Genomic DNA, 20943 nt, shown 5'->3' with positions numbered 1-20943 from the left:
GCCATGACGATTCCCTTGCTGAGCTATGCCCCTAGTTCCCAAAATCAGCGGGTACCGGGCTATGAAGTGCCCAATGAAGACACCCCTTGGCGCTATTCCCTTGAGGATGCAGTGGATCAGTCGGATATTGATGAACTGATTTGGGCAGCCTATCGCCAAGTGTTTAGTGAACACGTTGTCCTCAAGAGTACCCGCCAGCCCCATTTGGAGTCCCAACTAGCCAATCGTGCCATTTCGGTACGGGATTTTATTCGCGGCTTGGCCAAATCGGAGACATTCCGTCGCTTGGTGGTGGAGACGAACTCCAACTATCGCTTGGTGGAAATTGCCCTGAAGCGGCTCCTTGGGCGTGCCCCTTACAACAAAGATGAAGAACTGGCGTGGTCCATTCGCATTGCCACCGACGGTTGGCAGAAATTTGTCGATACCCTTGTAGACAGTGACGAATATACGCAAAACTTTGGCGATAACACCGTGCCCTACCAGCGTCGTCGCTATAAAGATCGCCCCTTTAATCTGGTGACCCCTCGCTATGGTGACTACTGGCGCGATAAGTTAGAGAACAGTCGCTACAAGTGGGGCGACATTCGCAACTTCTTGGAGATGGCACGATCGGTCAAGGTGACGCCTGTGCAGTTCAAACCAGTGTCCACGGCCAATGTGCAAATCCCCGATACCACGCGGCGCGATCGCCCGACTGTACCGGCGTCGATCAACCCGACGGCGACCTTTCCGCTGCGCTAGCTATTGTTTCACTCTTTGACTTGGGAGAGATCCATGGACTTACCTCTACTCACCTACAAACCCACGACTCAAAACCACCGCGTCGCTAGCTTTGGAACTGCCGATCAAAACGAAGATACCCCCTATATCTATCGTCTTGAGGATGCGGCCTCCTACGCGGAAATCCGCGAGGTGATTTGGGCCTGCTATCGGCAGGTGTTTAGTGAGCATGCCACCTTGGCCTTTAACCGTCAAATCACCTTGGAATCCCAATTAGTGAACCGAGTGATTACGGTGCGGGACTTCATTCGCGGTCTGGCCAAATCAGAGCGCTTCTACAATACGGTGGTGGCTGTGAACGACAACTACCGTTTGGTGGATGTTTGCCTGCGGCGGTTCTTGGGGCGCAGTGCCTACAACGAAGAGGAAAAAATTGCTTGGTCAATTAAAATCGGCACTCTTGGCTTCTATGGCTTTGTCGATGCCCTCCTCGACAGTGAGGAATACACCAATGCCTTTGGTGACTTTACGGTGCCCTACCAGCGCAAGCGGATGGAGGGACGTCCCTTTAACCTCGTGACGCCGCGCTATGGCTTTGAATACCGCGACAAAGTCGGCACCACTACCACGGATTGGCGGTTTACGCTGGAGAAATTCTACGATCGCAAGTTCCAAGAGCGGCGGCTACCGGAGGGCGACCCCCGCAAATACCGCAATTTGGCAGCAGCGATCGCGCCCAAGACTCGCTATGCCCAGCAGTTGCGTGCCGCTGATATTGACTACTTGGCCAAGGTGCCCCGCCGGCGTTAAATTACGCTCAACGATGCTTTAATCATCTGGCCGTCGGTAAATTTACTGGCGGCTTTTTCTCATTCGTTCCTGCTTGGAACCCCAGTGCATTTTTGCGTGTCCAATCTAGAGGCTCATTGTTTCTTGCCGCTATGCGCGATCGCCTTCTCCCGTGGCTAGTACCTGCCATTATCACTACCACCATTCTGCCCGCCAGTAGTCAAGTTACGATTCCAATTACGGTCACCGTCAGTCCCGGTCGCGCTGTTTTGGGAGATACGCTGGCCATTGTGGTCAACGCTGCAGAACAACCCACAGTCGAGGTGGCGGGCAAAGCCCTGCCGGTCTTCTCCATTGGGCCACAGCAATGGCGTGCGTTTGTGGCCACAACACCACTACAGACCCCCGGCCGTCGTTCATTGGTGGTTCGCTCAGGAAATGAAACCCGCAATCTGTTGCTGTGGGTGGGCGATCGCTCCTTTCCTGTGCAAAGTATTTGGCTCCCACCGGGCAAAGACGCCTCAGGAACGGATTTGGAATTTGATCGCGTGGATGCTTTTAAGGCACTGGTCACCCCCGAAAGACTCTGGCAAGGTGCCTTTCGCCGCCCCAACAGTGGCCCTGTGACCACACCCTACGGCGTGCGGCGGTACTACAACGGGGTTTTTGCCAAGGACTACTTCCATCGTGGTTTGGACTATGCAGGCCCCAAGGGATCACCCGTAGTAGCGGCGCAGCGGGGGCGAGTGGCCTTAGTGGGGCGAGAATCCCAAGGATTTCTCATCCATGGCAACACAATCGGTATTGATCATGGGCAGGGGGTGCTGACGATTTACCTGCACCTCGATCAAATCCGCGTTCAAGAGGGACAAATGGTTGAGGCAGGACAAGTCATTGGTACGGTTGGCAATACGGGTGCCTCCACAGGACCCCATTTACATTGGGGACTCTACGTTAATGGCGAGTGCGTTGATCCGCGATCGTGGCTGGCTCAGGGCTGGCAATAGTTGCGATATAACTCGCTGCTGAGCCTAGTTTAGGGTCAAGAAATGGGGGATAATGCTAGTTCAGAGGTAGCCGCTTCGCTACCATTGCCGCTGATAAGATTTGGGAGTTAGCAACAATGACGATTCTCTTTCAACTGGCTCTTGCTGCCCTTGTCGTCCTCTCCTTTGTGATGGTGGTGGCTGTGCCAGTGGCCTACGCCTCGCCCCAAGACTGGGATCGCTCAAAGCAGTTAATTTTCCTTGGCTCTGGGCTATGGATTGCCCTAGTGCTGGTGGTAGGCGTTCTCAACTTTTTTGTGGTTTAGTTCAGCCAGCGTTGGCGATAGACTTCGTACAAGAGCACTGCTGTGGCGATCGCCACATTGAGGGATTCAACATTTGGCTCCTGAGGAATCCGCAGTGCCGTAAACGTGAGATCTTGGTAGGCCGGGGGTAACCCTTGGCCTTCATTTCCCATGACCAGTAAGGTCGGTTGACGAAAATCCGCTTGCCAATAGATCAGTGGCGCGGTTGGTAATGTGACGACTATTTGCCATCCTTGGGCTTGGTAGGCTTTGAGAGTTGCCAAACCATCGCTAACAGTTTGCATCGGTAGGCGAAACCACTGGCCGGCACTGGCACGCAACACTTTTGGATGGGTCATGTCCACGCAATCGGGGGTCAACAATAGCCCCTCAACACCTACGGCGGCAGCGGTACGAATAATCGTTCCCAAGTTGCCCGGATCCTGAAGCGTGACTAAGCACAGACCTAAACGCTGGAGTGGCAAGGTAGGAAGGGGTGTATAGTCGGCAACAGCAACGACGCCATCGGGAGTGGTTGTCGTACAGAGGGCAGTCAGTGCCTCTTCACTGACTTCAACGGCGCGATCGCTCCTATGGACAACCTGCTGCCAAAATGTTGGCGATTGCTTTGCTTGCCAAGCGCTGGTATAGCAAACCACCGATAAGCGATAGCCGGCTGCCAGTGCCTCTTGGACCAAATGAGTCCCCTCTAAAAGCAAGTGCCCTTGGCGATATTTACGGTGGTGCAGCCTACGGATCGAGCGCACCAAGGGATTCTGCCGACTGGTAATGATCACAACTGAATCCAGCGCTCAAGTAAACGTTCCAGATAGGGAGTCAAGAGTGCGGTTTGCGCGGCTTGAGCTTGAATCTCTGTGGCGGATTGAATGTAAGGGCCGGGGACTAGCTCGTGCTGACAGTGCTGAATCAACTCCCCAAGGCTAGCGGGGGTCACTTCTAAGTGAAACTGAAGACCAACAATGCGATCGCCCCACAAGAATCCTTGCTGCGGACAGGCGGCACTTTTGGCGAGGGGCATCGCATCCGGAGGGAGGCTAAACATCTCCCCATGCCAATGCAGCACCGTCAGTTGGGGTGGCCAATCCTGAAACCAAGGATGCGCTTGGGCGGCTGCTGTCAGTTCAATGGGAAACCAGCCGATTTCCTTCGTGGGTGCTGGGGTGACCTCTGCCCCTAGGACTTGTGCCAAGAGCTGAGCACCAAGACAAATCCCGAAAATGGGTAACCCGTTGGCGATCGCTTGGCGCAAAAAGGCCTTTTCAGCCCCTAACCACGGATAAACAGCCTCATCGTGTACCCCCATAGGGCCGCCCATCACAATCAGCGCATCCACCTCCGTCAATGCGGGTAGCGGCTCGCCCGCATAGAGATGACTGCCTTGCCAATCAAAACCACGGGCGATCGCCCACTGGGCAATGTAGGCAGGGGTCTCAAAGGGCACGTGCTGGAGGTAGTGCAGCCGCATGAATCCCCTTAGGAAGAACTGCCGCCTTCGTTGCCAAGGATACGGGATTTGTACTCGTTCACCTTTTGGCCAAACTCACGGCGACCGGACTCAAAGAGGACATAGCGATAGAGAAACCAACAAGTGTAGCCAAAGCCTACGAGTTCACAGGTCGGGCCTAGGAGGGGAATGGCATTCACTACTTCCAAAATGGCAACCGCGAGTGCCACAAAAGGAACAGTGGCGAGAATGATGAGGAGGGTGCGCAGGGGCTGCTTGTATTCGCCCAGAAATGCACTAACCTGATCGGGGAAGACCGTGAGGAGCCAATAGAGTTTTTCACGAGCCTGTTGCCACTGTTCATCCGTGAGACCGCCCACCTTCGGCGGTGCTGGCTGAGACTCTACTTCCGCTAAGGGTGCTGGTGCCGGCGTTGGTTCAAAAATAGGCTTTTCCGTATGGGCGGTTTCTGTGGTTGGGGATGTCTCAAATTCATTCATGCGCTTAAGTTCCTTCAGTACCTCAGCAAGTTTAGGCTAAGTTCACCGATCAGCGTTGGCTAATAGCTAATAATTGTTTAACATAGGTGGTGCCTTACCGCTAGCATCCCCTGTCCCCAAAAGACGGCTCTAATCATTAAGCACCCACGTATCCTTGCTCCCGCCCCCTTGGGAAGAATTCACCACCAATGAGCCACGCTTCATCGCCACCCGCGTCAGACCACCGGGATGGACATAAATTTCCTTACCGTACAGGATATAGGGGCGTAAGTCCACATGGCAGCCGACAATTTCATCCCCCAGCAGGGTGGGCACGCGCGACAGCGAAAGGGTGGGCTGGGCAATGTAGTTGCGGGGATTGGCTTTGATGCGCTCTGCAAATTCTGCCCGCTGCTCAGCCGTGGCTTGACAACCAATGAGCATGCCATAGCCGCCGGACTCGTTGGCAGATTTCACCACGAGGGAATCGAGGTTCTTGAGCACATGATCTAACTGTTCTGGCTCCCAACACAGGTAGGTGGGCACATTGGGCAGTAGGGGTTCCTCACCGAGATAATAGCGAATCATTTGCGGCACATAGGCATAAATTACCTTGTCATCGGCCACGCCAGTTCCGAGGGCATTGGCGATCGCCACCCGCCCTTGGCGATAAACCTCCATCAGACCCCTGACCCCCAGCATCGAATCAGGACGAAATACCGCTGGATCAATGAAGTCATCATCAATGCGGCGATAGACCACATCCACGCGCTTCAGACCCTTGGTTGTGCGCATTTGTAGGTAACCATCGGCCACCACCAGATCCCGCCCTTCCACAAGCGTTACCCCCATTTGCTGAGCAAGGAAGGAATGCTCAAAATAGGCGGAATTGTACATCCCCGGCGTCAGTACCACCACGGTCGCATCCGGTAGGCCGGGGGGCGCAAGGTTCAGCAGCGTTTCTAGGAGATGGCTGGGGTACTCGTCCACAGGTTGAATGTGCAGTTCTTTGAAGACAAGGGGAAACGTGCTTTTCATCACGCGGCGGTTTTCCAGCACATAGGAGACCCCCGAAGGGCAGCGCAGGTTATCTTCTAGGACATAGAAGGTGCCATCGCGATCGCGCACTAAGTCGGTACCCGTAATATGGCACCAAATGCCCCCCGGCGGCTTCAGGTCATGGCAGGGACGCAGATAGCCCTTGGCCGACTCAATGAGTTGCCGTGGGATGACACCATCCTTAATAATTTTTTGCTCACCATAGACATCCGCAATAAATGTATTGAGCGCCGCAATCCGTTGCTTGAGACCCCGTTCAAGGGCTTGCCACTCTTGGGCGGGAATGACCCGCGGCAGAATATCAAAGGGCATGATCCGCTCGGTGCCCTCGGCAGCACCATAGACCGTGAATGTGGCGCCAATGTTAAACATCACCTGTTGTGCGGTTTTTTGGCGCTGTTGCAGTTCTCCCGCTGGCAGCGATCGCACCCCTTGTAACAGCGGTTCAATAAAAGGTCGTGGTTGGCCTTTGGCTAGAAACCACTCGTCGTAAAAGTCTTCCGGATCGTAGTTCTCAAATTCCAGCATTGATATTCCTTGGTGGCGATTTCCCTCAATGGTCTTGCTCGAGAGGAGTCGGCAAATCTGACACCGCCACTAAATGAAACCCCATTTGACAGCGAAAGTGTTGACATCCCGCTTCGGCAGTACTCCCTAGAGGCGCCCCACAACGGAGCTGACCCTCCTGCCAGCGGGGTTGGCCTTGGCGATCAGCAAACAAGCAGGATTGACACACAGACTGTGACGGTAAAATCTGATTTTGGGTGAGGATCACAAGCATTGGACACCTCCCGCCGATCAGAGCCTTTAATGGGCCGTCTTTATAGAACCTGATAAAAATAAAGACTCTAACCCTAATGTTTTTATCTTACCGTGAAAGCCTAGGGGATACGGTTGACGACCACTGCTAACTTTGCTACAAATTGCAACTCGCAGCCCCTTGCTTAAATCGGCAGCCAAGACGGTATGGGGAAGACGGTTTGCTACGATAGATACTCTAAGATCAATGAAATTCTTGTTGCCCCTTGAGCTGTAATCCATGTTTGACGCCCTTGCCGAACGCCTTGAATCTGCTTGGAAAACCCTACGGGGTCAAGACAAAATTACCGAAAACAACATCCAAGAAGCTCTTAGGGAAGTGCGCCGTGCCCTGTTAGAGGCCGATGTCAACCTCCAAGTCGCTAAAGACTTTATTGAAAATGTGCGTCAGCGGGCGATCGGTGCTGAGGTCATTGCCGGGGTTCGTCCCGATCAGCAATTTATCAAAATTGTTTACGATGCCCTTGTTGAGGTTATGGGGGAATCCCACAGTCCCCTTGCTCACGTGGAGCCACCCCCCACGATTATTCTCATGGCCGGTTTACAGGGAACGGGGAAAACCACCGCCACAGCAAAGCTCGCCCTGCACCTGCGCAAAGAACGCCGCAGCACCCTCTTGGTGGCCACCGATGTCTATCGTCCCGCTGCGATTGATCAGTTGATTACTCTTGGCAAACAAATTGACGTGCCCGTGTTTGAGATGGGTACAGAAGTTAGCCCCGTGGAAATTGCTCGCCAAGGGGTGGCCAAAGCCAAGGAACTCGGTGTAGATACCGTGATTATTGACACAGCCGGGCGCTTACAAATTGATGCCGAGATGATGGCAGAACTAGCGGCCATCAAGGAAGCGGTCCAACCCCACGAAACTCTCCTCGTGGTGGATGCAATGACGGGACAAGAGGCAGCCAACCTCACCCGTGCCTTCCATGAGCAGGTGGGGATTACGGGTGCCATTCTCACCAAACTGGATGGGGATACACGCGGCGGTGCAGCTCTTTCAGTGCGACAGGTGTCAGGACAGCCAATTAAGTTTATTGGTGTTGGTGAAAAAGTCGAGGCTCTCCAACCTTTCTATCCCGATCGCTTGGCCTCTCGCATCTTGGGGATGGGGGATGTCCTCACCCTTGTCGAAAAAGCCCAAGAGGAAGTGGACTTGGCCGATGCCGAAAAAATGTCCCGCAAAATCCTCGAAGCCCAGTTTGACTTTGATGACTTCCTCAAGCAACTGCGCCTCCTAAAAAATATGGGTTCCCTTGCGGGAATTATGAAGCTCATCCCCGGCATGAATAAAATTTCAACGGAGCAACTCCAGCAGGGCGAAGTACAACTCAAACGGGCGGAAGCAATGATTAACTCCATGACCCGCGAAGAGCGCCGCAATCCTGAACTTCTCGCTAGCTCCCCCAGTCGCCGTGAACGGGTTGCCAAAGGTTCTGGTTATCAAGTGGCCGATGTGACAAAGTTGGTCAGCGATTTCCAGCGGATGCGATCGCTGATGCAGCAGATGGGTCAAGGGGGCTTTCCGGGAATGGGGATGCCGGGTATGAACCCAATGGGTCGAGGGGGTCGTGCTCAGGCTCCCAAAAAGCCCAAGAAGCAAAAGAAACGCAAAGGCTTTGGCGTTCTTTAACCACTGCCCCAATTACAAGGGGCGATAGACCCGATAGTTAATGTGGGGAAAGATATTGTCAATAGCTTCCACTTTTTCCAGCCAACCCGCATCAATTTTTTGTGCCTTGATGTCATCATAGAGCTTGTGGAAGCGCATCAAGTGGCTACGGGTGCGGCGAACCGCATAGGGTACCATCGTTCCCGTCCGCATAATAAAAGCCCAGTCTGAGGATTGGGCAAGGAGTAATTCCCGTGCCGCTTGGTTGAGGGCACGCCAACTCAATTCATCCCACGGCTCCCCCTTGGCCAGTTCAATCATCCGTTCAGCAGCCTTATGGAGGTGGGGGTAAATCCAAGCATTGGTGTCATTCAGCCAGTATTCATGGAAGCCCTTGTAGCCCCAACTGGACTGGGACGGACGGCACACCTGCTGGGTGGGATGGGCGCGCAGATAGTCTGCCAAGTGGGTCATGGCAAAGGTGTCTTGGTCAAACCAGACCTTGCGGAAGAGAAAGTCAAGGAACCAAGGCCCTTCATACCACCAGTGGCCATAGAGTTCAGCATCGTAGGGAGAGACCACAATTGGCGGACGCTGCATTAGGTGGTGCAAGTAGCGAATTTGATTTTCGCGGTTAAACATGAAATTGGCAGCGTGCTCAGCCGCCTTTTCCCGTGCCCAATAGGGGTCGTAGAGTTGCTTGTCCCCTAAACCAAGACCGCGCCCGGTAATTTTGTGGTACTTAATCCCCGTATTTTTGCGTTGGCCATTGGGCATGATGTAGGGCTTGATGTATTCGTACTCCGCTTCCCACCCCAAGTCCTTGTAGAACTCACGGTATTCAGGCGCCCCCGGATAGCCCACCTCTGACGACCACACCTGCTGGGAGGATTCATGATCACGGCCAAAGGCAGCCACCCCAGTTTCGGTGAAAATAGGCGCATAGGTGCCAAAGCGAGGCCGCGGACGGGCATAGAGAATACCATGGCCATCAGTAATGAAATAGCGCAAACCCGCATCGGCCAGCATTCGCTCTAGGCCTTCGTAATAGGCGCATTCTGGCAGCCAAATGCCCTTGGGCGGGCGGCCAAAGGTTTGTTCATAGTGCTCACAGGCCACTTGCAGTTGTGCCCACACCGCTTGGGGATACATTTTCATGAGGGGCAGGTAGCCGTGGGTGGCACCACAGGTAATGATTTCAAGGTTATTGGTGTCTTGAAACTGCTTAAAGGCCTTGACGAGGTCGCGATCGTAGTTTTCCCATGTCTGCCGTACGCGGTTGAATTCTTGGGCATAGTGCTCGGCAAGGTAGCGGATGTGGCCATTGTAGGTATTGCGCTCTACCTCTAGTTCTGCCAGTTCCTCTAGTTTTGCCAAGTGCTGATCGTAGCGTTCCTGAAGTAGCGGATCCCGCAGCATTGAAATTAATGGCGGCGTCATACTCATGGTGATTTTGAAGTCCACGCCGTCACGCTTTAGCCCCTCAAACATCCAGATCAGGGGCACATAGGTTTCGGTAATTGCCTCAAAGAGCCACTCTTCTTCTAAAACGTAGTCACTCTCGGGGTGGCGGACAAAGGGGAGGTGAGCATGCAAAACCAGCGCTAAATAACCAATTGCCATAGGAAGCTTGCCTATTTATGTATTTGGGACAACGGCAGGGGATCAATGAGATCAGTTGAGTTTCCCTCATCTTAGGCGAAATAGCCAAATCTGCAACGGGTAATTTTTATCTTTTCTTCAGATTTATCGTTGGTGCCATCCTCCTGCGATTGATGGCGCGTACAGCTGCCCTTTGCTGAAATAGGGGATAGGAAATCAAATCCTTGCCGGCACTGGCTTTCACAGCTGTGAGGGTGTGCCATCCTTGGGAAAAGGGCTGTAGGGTTGCCAACCCATGCCTTGAAATTTTGGTTCTTGGGGTGGGTGGAGAATCTCGACAAGAATTTCAAGGGAATCCACTAAGCGGGGGCCGGGGCGGTTGAAATAGGCGTTGCCATCAACAATGTACAGTTGACCTGTTTGCAGGGCACGCAATTGCTGCCACTGGGGATAAGTGTGCAAGGCTTGGTCAAGTTCTTGACGGCTGCGTTCGAGGTCAAAGCCACAGGGCATGACAATGATCACCTCCGGGTCGATCGCCAGAAGTGTTGACCACTCAATGTAGGGGGAATGTTTTCCTGCTGTACCGAGGACATTTTCACCCCCCGCGAGGGCAATCAATTCCGGTACCCAATTGCCACTGGCCATGAGGGGGTCAATCCATTCAATGGTCGCGACTTGCCGCCGCGGGCGATCGCTCACCCATGCTTGACAGGCATGAATTCTGGTGTGTAGCGAATTCAGTAGGGGGTCGGGAGAGACACCGAGGGCAAGACCCACCCGCCGAATATCCTGCCAGACATCCTCAAGGCAATGGGGTTGGAGGGAAATTAACTGCGGTGGTGGCTCAAAGAGTCTGGCGATTGCCCCCTGCACCTCTGCAAAGGTTACAGCACAAACATCGCATTGATCTTGGGTAATGATGTGGGTCGGTTTTAGCGCTTGCAGGGTCGCCAGTTCCAAGTCATAAATGCCCAGAGCCGATCGCAGGAGGTCTTGAACCGCCCGATCAATTGCTAAACTTGACTGCTGTGTATCTAACCTTGCCCGTGTACAAACAGGCAATGTCTTCACCTCTGGCGGATAGTCACATTCATGGCTACGCCCCACAAGAAACGGTGTCAATTCTAGGGCAGCAACAATTTCTGTGGCACTCGGTAGGAGCGAAACGAGGCGCATCTTGTCGGCGATGCCAGGAGCCAGAATTGAACTGGCGACACGAGGATTTTCAGTCCTCTGCTCTACCAACTGAGCTATCCCGGCTTGAAAGTGCTTTATGATTTTAGCAAGCGTCTAGGTGCGATGACAAGTCTCTCAGAAAATCAATTAGGGCAAAGGCATACTATCGCATACTATATGGAAAGGTCTTGACCACGATTCTGGAGCCGACTAAGCTGCCCTTATAGTGACAGTCCCCTTGTGGAGCCTCCTAATGGGTATTCAAGTTGTTGCCACCACTCCCTTCAAGGATCAAAAACCCGGCACCTCTGGGTTGCGTAAGGCGGTACCTGTTTTCCAGCAGCCCCACTATCTAGAAAACTTTATTCAAGCGATTTTTGACACCATTGAGGCACCGCAGGGGCAAACCCTTGTCCTAGGGGGTGATGGCCGTTACTTCAATGCTGAGGCGATCCAAGTCATCCTCAAGATGGCCGCAGCCAATGGCTTTGCACGGGTCAAGGTGGGGCAAAATGGCATTCTCTCAACGCCGGCAGCCTCCTGTGTGATCCGCAAGTATGGGGCGATCGGTGGCATTATTCTCTCAGCCAGTCACAACCCCGCAGGGCCACAGGGAGATTTTGGCGTTAAGTTCAATATTGCCAATGGCGGGCCTGCGCCAGAGAAAGTTACCAACGCGATCTATGAGCGGAGCCTTGCCCTCACCAGCTACAAAATCTACACAGCCCCCGATGTGAATCTGCACACCCTTGGGGAGTTTCCCTTGGGTGAAATGATTGTTGAAGTCATTGACTCCGTCGCCGATTATCAAACATTGCTGGAGACTCTTTTTGACTTTGATCGTATTGCTGAGGTCATTCGCAATGGGAAGCTGCGCCTTGTCTTTGATGCCATGCACGCGGTTACGGGACCTTATGCCCATCGGATCATTGAAAAACGCCTAGGGGCACCCCAAGGCACGGTGCAAAATGGTGTGCCGCTACCGGACTTTGGTGGTGGTCATCCCGACCCCAATTTGGTCTATGCCCATGACTTGGTGCAGCAACTCTTTGGCGAGCAGGCTCCTGATTTTGGTGCGGCCTCCGATGGCGATGGCGATCGCAACATGATTTTGGGGGCACACTGTTTTGTTACCCCCAGTGATAGCCTAGCCATTCTGGCCGCCAATGCCCAACTGGTGCCCGGCTACAAAGACGGCTTAGCGGGGATTGCCCGTTCCATGCCCACGAGTCAGGCGGCCGATCGCGTTGCGGCCAAGCTGGGTATTGACTGTTATGAAACCCCCACGGGCTGGAAGTTCTTTGGCAACCTCCTCGATGCCGGTAAAGCCACTCTCTGCGGTGAGGAAAGTTTTGGTACTGGCTCCAACCACGTGCGCGAGAAAGATGGCCTCTGGGCTGTGCTTTTTTGGTTGAATATCTTGGCCGTCCGCCAAACCTCCGTGGCCGAGATTGTCAAAGCCCACTGGCAGACCTATGGCCGCAACTACTACTCCCGCCATGACTACGAAGGCATTGAGAGCGATCGCGCCCACACCCTGATGAGCCAACTGGAGCAAAAACTGCCCAGCTTCGTGGGTCAGACCTTGGGTGCCTACACCGTGGCCACTGCCGATAACTTTAGCTACACCGATCCAGTGGATCACAGCGTCAGCCAAAATCAAGGGATGCGGCTGATTTTTGAGGATGGCAGTCGCATTGTCTATCGCCTATCGGGAACGGGAACCCAAGGGGCAACACTACGGGTCTATTTGGAGCGCTTTGAACCCAATCCTGCCCAGCAGCACCTCGATGCCCAAGTGGCACTCGCCGATTTAATTCAACTGGCCAATGAAGTGGCGAATATCAAAGGCTTAACGGGGCGCGATCGCCCCACGGTCATCACCTGATCGCTATGAAAATTCTCCATGTGTCCGATATTCACCTAGGCAGTGGCCTCAGTCATGGCCACATTAACCCGGCCACCGGCTTGAATACGCGCCTTGAGGATTTTATTGCTGCTCTGGCCACCTGTATTGACCGTGCCCTCAGTGAACCCGTTGATCTGGTGCTCTTTGGCGGTGATGCCTTTCCCGATGCCACGCCACCCCCTCTCGTCCATGAAGCCTTTGCCAGCCAATTTCGCCGCTTGGCCGATGCCCGCATTCCTACGGTTTTGCTGGTGGGCAACCACGATCAGCACGCCCAAGGACAGGGGGGCGCGAGCCTCAGTCTTTATCGCACCCTTGGGGTGCCCGGTTTTATCGTGGGCGATCGCTTGGCTACCCATCGCATTGAGACTCGCCGCGGCAGTGTTCAAGTCATTACCCTCCCTTGGTTAACGCGATCTACGCTCCTCACTCGGCCAGAAACCAGTGGCCTTTCCCTTGCGGATGTGCATCAACTGCTCCTAGAGCGGCTGCGCCTTGCCCTTGAGGGGGAAATTCGCCAACTTGATCCGGCCTTGCCCACTGTCTTACTTGCCCATGCCATGGTGGACACCGCCCAGTACGGCTCTGAACGCTATTTGAGTGCCGGCAAAGGTTTTACGATTCCCCTGAGTTTTTTGGCGCGCCCCTGTTTTGACTACGTTGCCCTTGGCCATGTGCATCGCCATCAAGTCCTGTGTCACGATCCACCCGTGGTCTATCCCGGCAGCATTGAGCGGGTGGATTTTGGTGAAGAGGGGGAAGAAAAGGGCTATGTCTTAGTGAACCTTGCTAAGGGCAAAACAGAATTTCAGTTTTGTCCCCTACCCACCCGCCCCTTCCGCACCATTCGTGTGGACTTAACCGAGGTGGAACTGGATCCCCAAGCCGCCCTCTTGGGAGCAATCGCCCGCGGGGAGATCAGCGGGGCTGTGGTGCGGGTCATGTATCAACTGCGCCCCGATCAAATTCCCCTGATCAACCTCCATGAACTGCAAAAAGCGCTTGAAAGTGCCCACAGCGTCAGCCTTCTGCCTCAACTGGTGAATAGCCAGCCCATTGCCCGCCTGCCAGAAGTTGCCCTCGAACAGTGCCTTGACCCCAGCCATGCTCTGCAACTCTATCTGGATCATCACCCTGACCTTGAACCGCTGCACCAAGATCTGCTAGCGGCACTCCAAACCCTTGATGACCACTCTGAAGAAGAGGGTCAAGACACTCCAGAGATGCCGCGATCGCCTGAAGGGCGCGCTGCGCGATCGCCCGAACCTGTGATTCAGCAACTGAAATTGCTCTCCTAATATCGCAATTATTTGATTTTTATTCACCACACTTGAAAACGAAATTAAGGCGAATCATTTACCCTTCGAAATTTTCCCCGGTGGCATTGGCGTGCGCACTGGCCTGCGAACATCACGGGAACCAGACTGATGCATCAGGACAATCCCTAATTCGATCAACGCTACTCCCGCAATTGGTGTTGAGGGCTGAGCAACTCTTCAACCTTGAGCACCCCCCTAAGCAGTGGTAACTTTTCTCAGAGGTTAGGGCGAAAGCCCATGGCTTGGAATCTGAGGGAGAGGGGGCAAGGGAGTGTGCGGCATCTTGGGCAAATTTTTTCTTCGAGCTTGTTGACATTTTTTCTCATCTGACTTAGGCTAAGTCTTAGTGTTCTCCTCTCTGAGGAATCGGCAGGCGGGGTCAGTCATTGCGACGACCCCATTTTTTCTTTAGTCGCTACGGTTGATCCTCAGAAAGCGCTCGATCTCACGCCCCTGCGGGGAAGTTAACTATTGCCAAAAATTTGCAAATTCTTGGTAGGGAATATGGCGGCTACAGTACCACAGCACGGTATAGGGAGCCATCAGGTAAGGTTCTTCTTGCGCCTTAAAAACCGCAATTTTCTGGCAAACCCATGGGATGACTGTAGTTGAGATGTAGGGGGTTAGGGGCTGCTGCAAGTCATCGAGAGCTGCTAGCCCATAGTAAAAGCCGAGAATATCTTGGGTTTCCTGTGCCTTGACCAAGAGCGATCGCAGGGTCGCCAACACAAGGGGATGCTCAGGGGAAATGCGGTGAAGGGCACGCACCGCCGCCATCAATGTTTCCAGATCGTAGGCCTGCTGCTCAATGATTAACTCAAGGGTGTCAATGGCTTGGGGATGATTCGGACTAACAAGGCCAAGGGCGCCGGCAAGGGCAATCTGGTGGGACTGCACCGTGGCCAAGCCCAAATAGCGCTCTAGTCGGCCAACAACCTCCCACTGCTGCACCCCCGCTTGGTGTAAACAGCGACTGGCAAGGATCACATCCTCTAGGTATGAGGAGTTACGAAAAATTTCTAGGGCAACATTGCTAGCTTCAACCGCCCAACGGCCTTTTGCCGTAATCAGAACAGAGGCGATCGCCAGTTTCAGGCGGTTAGACTGTTGGGGATAATGGAGCAGCCGCTGTAAAAACTGCTGTAGGCGCTCTCCCGTGGTGCTGTCCCAAACGCTCCTGACAAGCTTGGCATCTAGCTCCTTGAGAAATTGCTGACACTCCGCTAATAGTTCTTCGCGCACTTGGGGCTTGGTGTCTTGGCGTAAGGTATCCTCTAAAACTTGAAACGCTGTACTGAGGTGGCTGACATTGGGATATTGCTGCGCAATTAAAAAAGCGGCACGGACACGGGGGAGACCCCGCTGCTCCACCACCAAGGATTCCAAGTAAGGCAGCAGCTGTTGGCTAGAGATCCGCGCTAGAAGTTGCCGAGCCTCAGCCTCTAGGGCAGGAAAGAAAAAGGCCAGCTCCGGTTGCTGGGGAAAGCCGCCAGTGGTTTGTTGGACACCACAGGCCCAGTGGCTCATATTGGCAAGGGCGTGTTGGTAGTTTTGCTGCGGCGTTTGGTAATTCACCCCCTTGGGCATGACCGTTACCCAGCGACCCGGATCATCTTGCAGCGCTTGGGGTCTCAGTTGTGCCAGTTCCAATTGCCAGCGACACCAGTAGAGGAAGTTGGGGAATTCAGAAGCTTTTGACGAGGGGCGATCGCCCCCAGACACACCAACTGTAACAGCAGGGGCTTCTGATCGGCGTAAATGGTGCCAGTGTAGGCAGCGGGCTTGGGGATGGCGGCAAATTAAGGGAAGCGCTGATGTGCCCGGCAGATGATCATCGCAGCGACTCAGTTCGCGTAATTGCGATCGCGCTTGAGCTACAGCGGCATAGAGATCTGCACCGCCGTGAAAGTTCTGTAAAAAGTACTTCAAAAACAACTCAGCGGCAATATTCGGAACCGCTTCGCGCATCACGATCGCGTGGGGCAAGCCCAATTGAATCAAAAACTGTCCTAGGGGAATACTGTTGCAGGAATTAAAGATTGCCAGTTTTAGCCCCTGCGCCACTGCACGTTCAAGCGTGCGATAAAGTTCGCGAATCTCTAATGGTTCCTCTTCATTGTTGATAATAATGCCATTACCCTGACTATGCCCAGCAAAAAAGAGAATGTCCCAAGGCTGACACCACAGGGAATAGAGTTCACTTAATTGGGGCGATCGCAGGCAGTGGAGTTCGACATTGGGTAACGCCCTGAGAGCCTCAAGATCCCCCTTGAGATCAAGGTCGCCATTCGCGCCAAAAATTGCCAGAATCCGTACTCCCTCATGGTGCGCTGTCGAAGACTTCAGGGACTGATACACCATTGGTGAAAACACCACATCCAGATTGCTGTGTTGGCGAATCGGTGTCCAATCGTGCCATGGATAGTGCCACAGTTCAACAAAATCTGTCTGCACAGAAATGCGGTGAATCTCGTTCATCGGCGGCGGCAAGATAAAGTTGCCTAGGCCAAAAAATGAAGTCTGCTCCTTGGAAAGTGAAGTTTGCTCATTGATCTGTTCCTCGCAGAGATAACAGATGCGCGTATTGTGCAACCACGTGCCAAGGGTGGTCACAAGGTCAGTGTAGTTTTGCCGTACCTCTTTAAGGAGGGTGGGTTGCTGAGTACCAATGTTCGTAATCTGGTTACCGCTAGCCCCCAGACGAGTATTCTTCGCATAGCCGTGATAGGCGTCACGCCACTGCCGATAGCGGTGCGGAAGGTGAGGCATTGCTGGAAACTCTACAGGATACACCCCATAGGCATCCACTTGGCTTTCTGTCCCCAGTAATAGGCGACCCTTGAGGGAATGCTGCTCAAGGCAACCCCCGTAGATTTCGAGACAGACGTGTTTCATCGCAGCGGCAATCAAAAAGAGCCAATGCAGCTAGACAACAAAAGTTTCCGTGATCTTAGCATCTCCATAGGCCAATGTGATGCCAAAAGTTTCGCCAATTTGTCCCCAAAACTTGTACTGCACCGCTTGATCCTGCTGCCGACTAGTGACTTGGGCAAAGGTATTGCCATTGGCCTCAGTAATCATCAAAACCAAGTCTGGGGGCAACGTTTCACCTACCTTGAGGGCAGTGACGCGCACAAGAATATTGGCAGACATCGTATCTCGCGGCAGTACGGCCATGACCAAGCCGAAGGACTGTCCGCCGAGGGCAAGACCCAAGTCCACGGTACGAGTTTTCCACACCCCTGCTTCTGGGGCAGTGGCATCTTTAGCGTGGAGATATTCTGCCGCCAGCCAGCGCAATCCTTCATCGGCAGTGGTGGCAATCAGGTCTTTGAGGAGGGCAACCGCTTGGCGACAATCCTCCGTTGCCAAGGCTTGGCGTAATTGAGCTTGAGCTTGCATGGCTTCTAAGGTGTCATTGGAGCGCAATGCCCACTCTGGCGATGTCCAGCCCAGCTTCCAACTGAGATAGGGATTGATCATAGCGCCCTCCTCAAGCAGTTCCTGCACGTCTTGCCACACTTGACCCAACAGGTTGCTCACGCCCTTGGTCTTGGCATAAAGCCAGAGACTCAGCCGCTGCGGATGACAGGCCAAAAAGAGATCAAGGCGATGGCGAGGTTGCCCAATGATGTGCAGCCATTCCTCTAGGGGTAACACCAAGCGGGGCAAGAGAATCTCACCACTGGCAATTTGCTGAAGCGTGGCTGTGGGAATCGCAGTTGCGGCAGGTGATGGAACAGGGATGTGATGGCAGGCCGGCAAGGCAGCGAGGAGGGGCACATCTTCGATCATGTCCTCGCGATCGAGGGTGTAGGTACGGCTCAAGGCATCAATGGCAGAACGATTCACGCTGCTAGTCGGTGCATAGCCCCAGAGTCTGACTTGCGCTTCTTCGGCAAAGACTTGGACACCCAAGATGTAATCGGGTTTCCAAGCGGCAATGTGCAACCATTCCTGAGGAATGCGGCACTCGTCAAGCTCTATGGAAGTATCAGGCACAATCAACACTTGACCAATGGCGGTCTTCAGCAGGGTGCCGTTGACAAACTCCCAGAAGATGGGCAGTTCGACGGTGGAGAGGAAGGGGTCGGCACTGATGCCCATTGCTGCGAACCAGTCACGCACAGCTACATAGGCCATCGCATTTATTCGGACACTGCCACGACGGTAAGCGCGGGCAGCCGCTGTGATCTGCTCAATCCACTGGCGATCGCCACTATCTGCTAAATCAATGTGAACATGTTCCGTGTGCGCCATCGGTGGCGCATCTATGGCAGTGAGAAACGAAAGTGATAGCGATGTCATGGTTTCTTACCTAAGTACAACAACTCCCAAAAGTTCATACCGTTTACAAAACAGTCAAGATGCACCCTCATAACGACAGTGTTCTGCCATACCCACCCGACCACACCGTTGACAAGACGCTCTTAACACTTTATAGCCCCCCTTTAACCACAGATTGATAGCCACTGTTACCTCCTTAAGGCGTTGAGGATGCGTGGGTTGGTTAAGGCCTGCGAGTAGCACTTTCGCCAAATGACCACGAATCCGCTCTAGGGCACGAGACACTTGATATTGTTTTGCAAAGCCTAAGTGCTGGGCAATTGCTTGTTGGCTGACCTGCTCGCAATAGTACAGACAAAACACCTGACGACTGGTGTCATCCAGTGCTGCAATCGCATTTTTCATCATTTCAAAGACCCGTTTAAGGGTTTCCTGTTCTTCCTGTTTCAGGGTTGCTTCCCAAGGCGTATTTCCTCCTTCTAGGGTGTCCCAAAACCTTTGCTCAGCAGGATTCACCACCTGTGGTTGGTGATAAGCTCGCAAGGCAGCGATCGCTTTACCAAGCAGGGTTTCAACTTCGCTAGGAGTCACAGCAGGGAGATGAGAATAACATTGACGATAGGTTTTAGCCACCTCAGCCAGCAGTGCCTGATCGGTAGCAGTGGGCTGATCCACCAACTCTTTCCAGAGCTGGACAACCTTTTCGATTCGGTTGATGTCACCTTCGCTGTATCCTTGGTTCCTCAAAGCTGAGGCAAGAGAACGGGAACTACTGTGTTTGAGTAGGCCCCAATCTGATTTCCGAACCCCCACCAGCGCAGCATACACACCGTCATAGATACGGCGATAGGCATAGGTGGATAGCCGCGTACCCCGCTCGGGCTTAAATTTGCTCAATAACTTGAGGGGATCATTAGTGAGACAGCAAGCCTGCTGAAAACAGTCACTGACCTGATGCATCCCGCCCAGTTTCTCCCGCAGGGTCATGGCTACAGACCAACTAGTTTCTTGGAGATAGCAAAATAGACCCCGCCGCCAGTACTGGGCATCATCATGGTTCGGCTGACTCTGGAATTTTTGGAGGAGGAAGACAGCCGTCGGCTCCGGCTCCTCGAGGTTGTACCCCGCTGCTGTGAAGTAGGCCTGTAGTTGGCGATCGCAATACCAGCGCGGGCGATCGGAACCGTCAAATCGGAGCAAAGCAATGAGTTTATCGCAGGGTTGGCGTGTCATCAATCGCTCTCACTAGATATCAATCAAAGGACAACCGTACGGAGAAACGTGACCGCCTGCTTTATTCACTGGGCATTTTCATCCATCCTCCTGTTACAACCCTCCATTCATTTATCCAATGGCGTTTTTACAAATATGCACTCGCCTTGCAGATTTTAGAAAAAATTTTTTACCAACCTTCGTGGCGGCTAGCCCCCACTCTATCAACTCCTAGCGTCACAGGGGGAAGATGATCCATATCACAAGTCAAGAGTGTTTTCTGTGGCACACTACGATCAAGATTTGCGATATGCCCATGTTTAACCCACTCACCATTCGGTTTTGGGGCGTGCGCGGCAGTATTCCCTGTCCCGGTTCCCACACTGTCCGCTATGGCGGTAACACTCCCTGCGTGGAAATTCAAGCTAATGGTCAACGCATCATTTTTGACGGCGGTACGGGTTTACGGGTTCTGGGGGAGCACCTAATGAGTCAACAGCCGGTGGCGGCACATTTATTCTTTACCCATACCCACTGGGATCATATTCAGGGTTTTCCCTTCTTTCAGCCCGCCTTTGTACCGGGGAATCAGTTCCATATCTACGCCGTGCCAGGGAAAAATGGCCAAGGCATTGAACGACGACTGAATGATCAAATGCTGCACCCCAACTTTCCCGTCCCTTTACAGATTATGGGGGGAGATTTGCGTTTTTATGACTTGGAGGCGGGCGAACAGGTACACCTAGGCGGTGGTGTGGTGGTGAGTAATGAAGCCCTGAATCATCCGGGTGGGGGGGTGGGCTACCGTGTGAGTTGGCAGGGTATCCATGTGGCCTATATCACAGACACGGAGCATTTGCCCGATCAGTTGCATCCGGGGGCGTTTGCCTTGGCCGATCGCGCCGATGTGATGATCTACGATGCCACCTATACCGATGAAGAATACTATCACCCGCAGCAGAGCAAGGTGGGGTGGGGGCATTCCACATGGCAGGAGGCGGTTAAGCTTGCCCAAGCCGCCCAAGTGAAGCAACTGATTTTGTTTCACCATGACCCTAGCCACGATGATGACTGTCTAGATCGCATTGGTGAGTTGGCACGGGCACGATTTCCGCAGACGCTGCTGGCTCGCGAGGGGCTAATGATTTCCGTCTATCCAAATGTGATACACTTCCCGGCGACGCCTCAAGCAAGTTAGTCC

The 20943-nt window shown here is 53.5% G+C and carries 18 protein-coding genes and 1 tRNA gene; 8 read left to right on the top strand and 11 right to left on the bottom strand.

The window, feature by feature from the left end; translation table 11 throughout:
* The first annotated feature begins 3 nt into the window (after positions 1 to 3).
* The 4 genes from M0646_RS03475 to psbZ all read left to right on the top strand — a co-directional run bounded on the left by M0646_RS03475 (position 4) and on the right by psbZ (position 2824).
* Positions 4 to 744: a phycobilisome rod-core linker polypeptide gene (locus M0646_RS03475; RefSeq protein WP_149818191.1), complete on the top strand. Its 741-nt coding sequence runs from the start codon at positions 4 to 6 to the stop codon at positions 742 to 744.
* Between the two features lie 33 nt (positions 745 to 777).
* Complete coding sequence (locus M0646_RS03470) at positions 778 to 1533, top strand: phycobilisome rod-core linker polypeptide (RefSeq protein WP_149818189.1); 756 nt, start codon at positions 778 to 780, stop codon at positions 1531 to 1533.
* Positions 1534 to 1664: 131 nt separating this feature from the next.
* Entirely contained in the window at positions 1665 to 2519 is an 855-nt protein-coding gene (locus M0646_RS03465; protein ID WP_149818187.1) for a M23 family metallopeptidase, read from the top strand.
* Positions 2520 to 2635: 116 nt separating this feature from the next.
* A complete protein-coding gene (gene psbZ / locus M0646_RS03460; RefSeq protein WP_149818185.1) occupies positions 2636 to 2824 on the top strand; it encodes a photosystem II reaction center protein PsbZ in 189 nt (62 codons plus the stop codon).
* On the opposite strand, the gene M0646_RS03455 is transcribed toward psbZ, so the two are convergent.
* The 5 genes from M0646_RS03455 to M0646_RS03435 all read right to left on the bottom strand — a co-directional run bounded on the left by M0646_RS03455 (position 2821) and on the right by M0646_RS03435 (position 6587).
* The gene (locus M0646_RS03455; protein ID WP_315863178.1) at positions 2821 to 3597 is read right to left on the bottom strand and encodes an RNA methyltransferase; all 777 of its coding nucleotides are present in this window, start codon (positions 3595 to 3597) and stop codon (positions 2821 to 2823) included. The genes psbZ and M0646_RS03455 overlap by 4 nt on opposite strands.
* On the bottom strand, positions 3597 to 4289 hold the full coding sequence (locus M0646_RS03450; protein ID WP_286649874.1) for a type 1 glutamine amidotransferase: 693 nt from the start codon (positions 4287 to 4289) through the stop codon (positions 3597 to 3599). Before M0646_RS03450 ends, M0646_RS03455 begins: the two co-directional genes overlap by 1 nt.
* A gap of 8 nt (positions 4290 to 4297) precedes the next feature.
* Positions 4298 to 4768: a CAAD domain-containing protein gene (locus M0646_RS03445; RefSeq protein WP_286626593.1), complete on the bottom strand. Its 471-nt coding sequence runs from the start codon at positions 4766 to 4768 to the stop codon at positions 4298 to 4300.
* 129 nt (positions 4769 to 4897) lie between these two features.
* Positions 4898 to 6334 carry a circularly permuted type 2 ATP-grasp protein gene (locus M0646_RS03440; protein ID WP_399374920.1) on the bottom strand — a complete coding sequence of 479 codons (1437 nt, stop codon included), beginning with the start codon at positions 6332 to 6334 and terminating at the stop codon, positions 4898 to 4900.
* 25 nt (positions 6335 to 6359) lie between these two features.
* Entirely contained in the window at positions 6360 to 6587 is a 228-nt protein-coding gene (locus tag M0646_RS03435) for a hypothetical protein (protein ID WP_024125006.1), read from the bottom strand.
* Between the two features lie 258 nt (positions 6588 to 6845).
* Here M0646_RS03435 and ffh point away from each other — a divergent pair, with 258 nt between their 5' ends.
* Positions 6846 to 8255 (top strand): signal recognition particle protein, encoded by a 1410-nt coding sequence (gene ffh / locus M0646_RS03430; protein WP_149818174.1) that lies wholly within the window; start codon positions 6846 to 6848, stop codon positions 8253 to 8255.
* Positions 8256 to 8267: 12 nt separating this feature from the next.
* On the opposite strand, the gene M0646_RS03425 is transcribed toward ffh, so the two are convergent.
* From M0646_RS03425 to M0646_RS03415, 3 genes are all read right to left on the bottom strand, one after another.
* Positions 8268 to 9857, bottom strand: a complete 1590-nt coding sequence (locus M0646_RS03425; RefSeq protein ID WP_149818172.1) for a glycoside hydrolase family 57 protein — start codon at positions 9855 to 9857, stop codon at positions 8268 to 8270.
* A 219-nt stretch (positions 9858 to 10076) separates the two neighbouring features.
* Positions 10077 to 11015, bottom strand: coding sequence for a cobalamin-binding protein (locus tag M0646_RS03420; protein WP_286649873.1), 939 nt, complete (start codon positions 11013 to 11015; stop codon positions 10077 to 10079).
* Positions 11016 to 11026: 11 nt separating this feature from the next.
* Positions 11027 to 11099: transfer RNA gene (locus M0646_RS03415), tRNA-Phe, on the bottom strand.
* 169 nt (positions 11100 to 11268) lie between these two features.
* Here M0646_RS03415 and M0646_RS03410 point away from each other — a divergent pair.
* Entirely contained in the window at positions 11269 to 12903 is a 1635-nt protein-coding gene (locus tag M0646_RS03410) for an alpha-D-glucose phosphate-specific phosphoglucomutase (protein WP_286649872.1), read from the top strand.
* A 5-nt stretch (positions 12904 to 12908) separates the two neighbouring features.
* Entirely contained in the window at positions 12909 to 14222 is a 1314-nt protein-coding gene (gene sbcD / locus M0646_RS03405; RefSeq protein WP_190278194.1) for an exonuclease subunit SbcD, read from the top strand.
* Between the two features lie 489 nt (positions 14223 to 14711).
* Here sbcD and M0646_RS03400 read toward each other — a convergent pair whose 3' ends face one another.
* The 3 genes from M0646_RS03400 to M0646_RS03390 are packed head-to-tail and all read right to left on the bottom strand — an operon-like array spanning position 14712 to position 19763.
* Positions 14712 to 17138, bottom strand: a complete 2427-nt coding sequence (locus M0646_RS03400) for a CHAT domain-containing protein (protein ID WP_286626587.1) — start codon at positions 17136 to 17138, stop codon at positions 14712 to 14714.
* A 30-nt stretch (positions 17139 to 17168) separates the two neighbouring features.
* On the bottom strand, positions 17169 to 18551 hold the full coding sequence (locus tag M0646_RS03395; protein WP_286626586.1) for a DUF1822 family protein: 1383 nt from the start codon (positions 18549 to 18551) through the stop codon (positions 17169 to 17171).
* A 54-nt stretch (positions 18552 to 18605) separates the two neighbouring features.
* Positions 18606 to 19763 (bottom strand): sigma-70 family RNA polymerase sigma factor, encoded by a 1158-nt coding sequence (locus M0646_RS03390; RefSeq protein WP_286649871.1) that lies wholly within the window; start codon positions 19761 to 19763, stop codon positions 18606 to 18608.
* 289 nt (positions 19764 to 20052) lie between these two features.
* Here M0646_RS03390 and M0646_RS03385 point away from each other — a divergent pair, with 289 nt between their 5' ends.
* Entirely contained in the window at positions 20053 to 20940 is an 888-nt protein-coding gene (locus tag M0646_RS03385) for an MBL fold metallo-hydrolase (RefSeq protein ID WP_286626584.1), read from the top strand.
* The last annotated feature ends 3 nt before the right edge of the window (positions 20941 to 20943 follow it).

Source organism: Thermosynechococcus sp. B3, assembly GCF_030323045.1.
Lineage (GTDB): Bacteria > Cyanobacteriota > Cyanobacteriia > Thermosynechococcales > Thermosynechococcaceae > Thermosynechococcus.
Note: the sequence above shows the minus strand (reverse complement) of the source record. Positions and strands in the feature narration are given on the sequence as shown.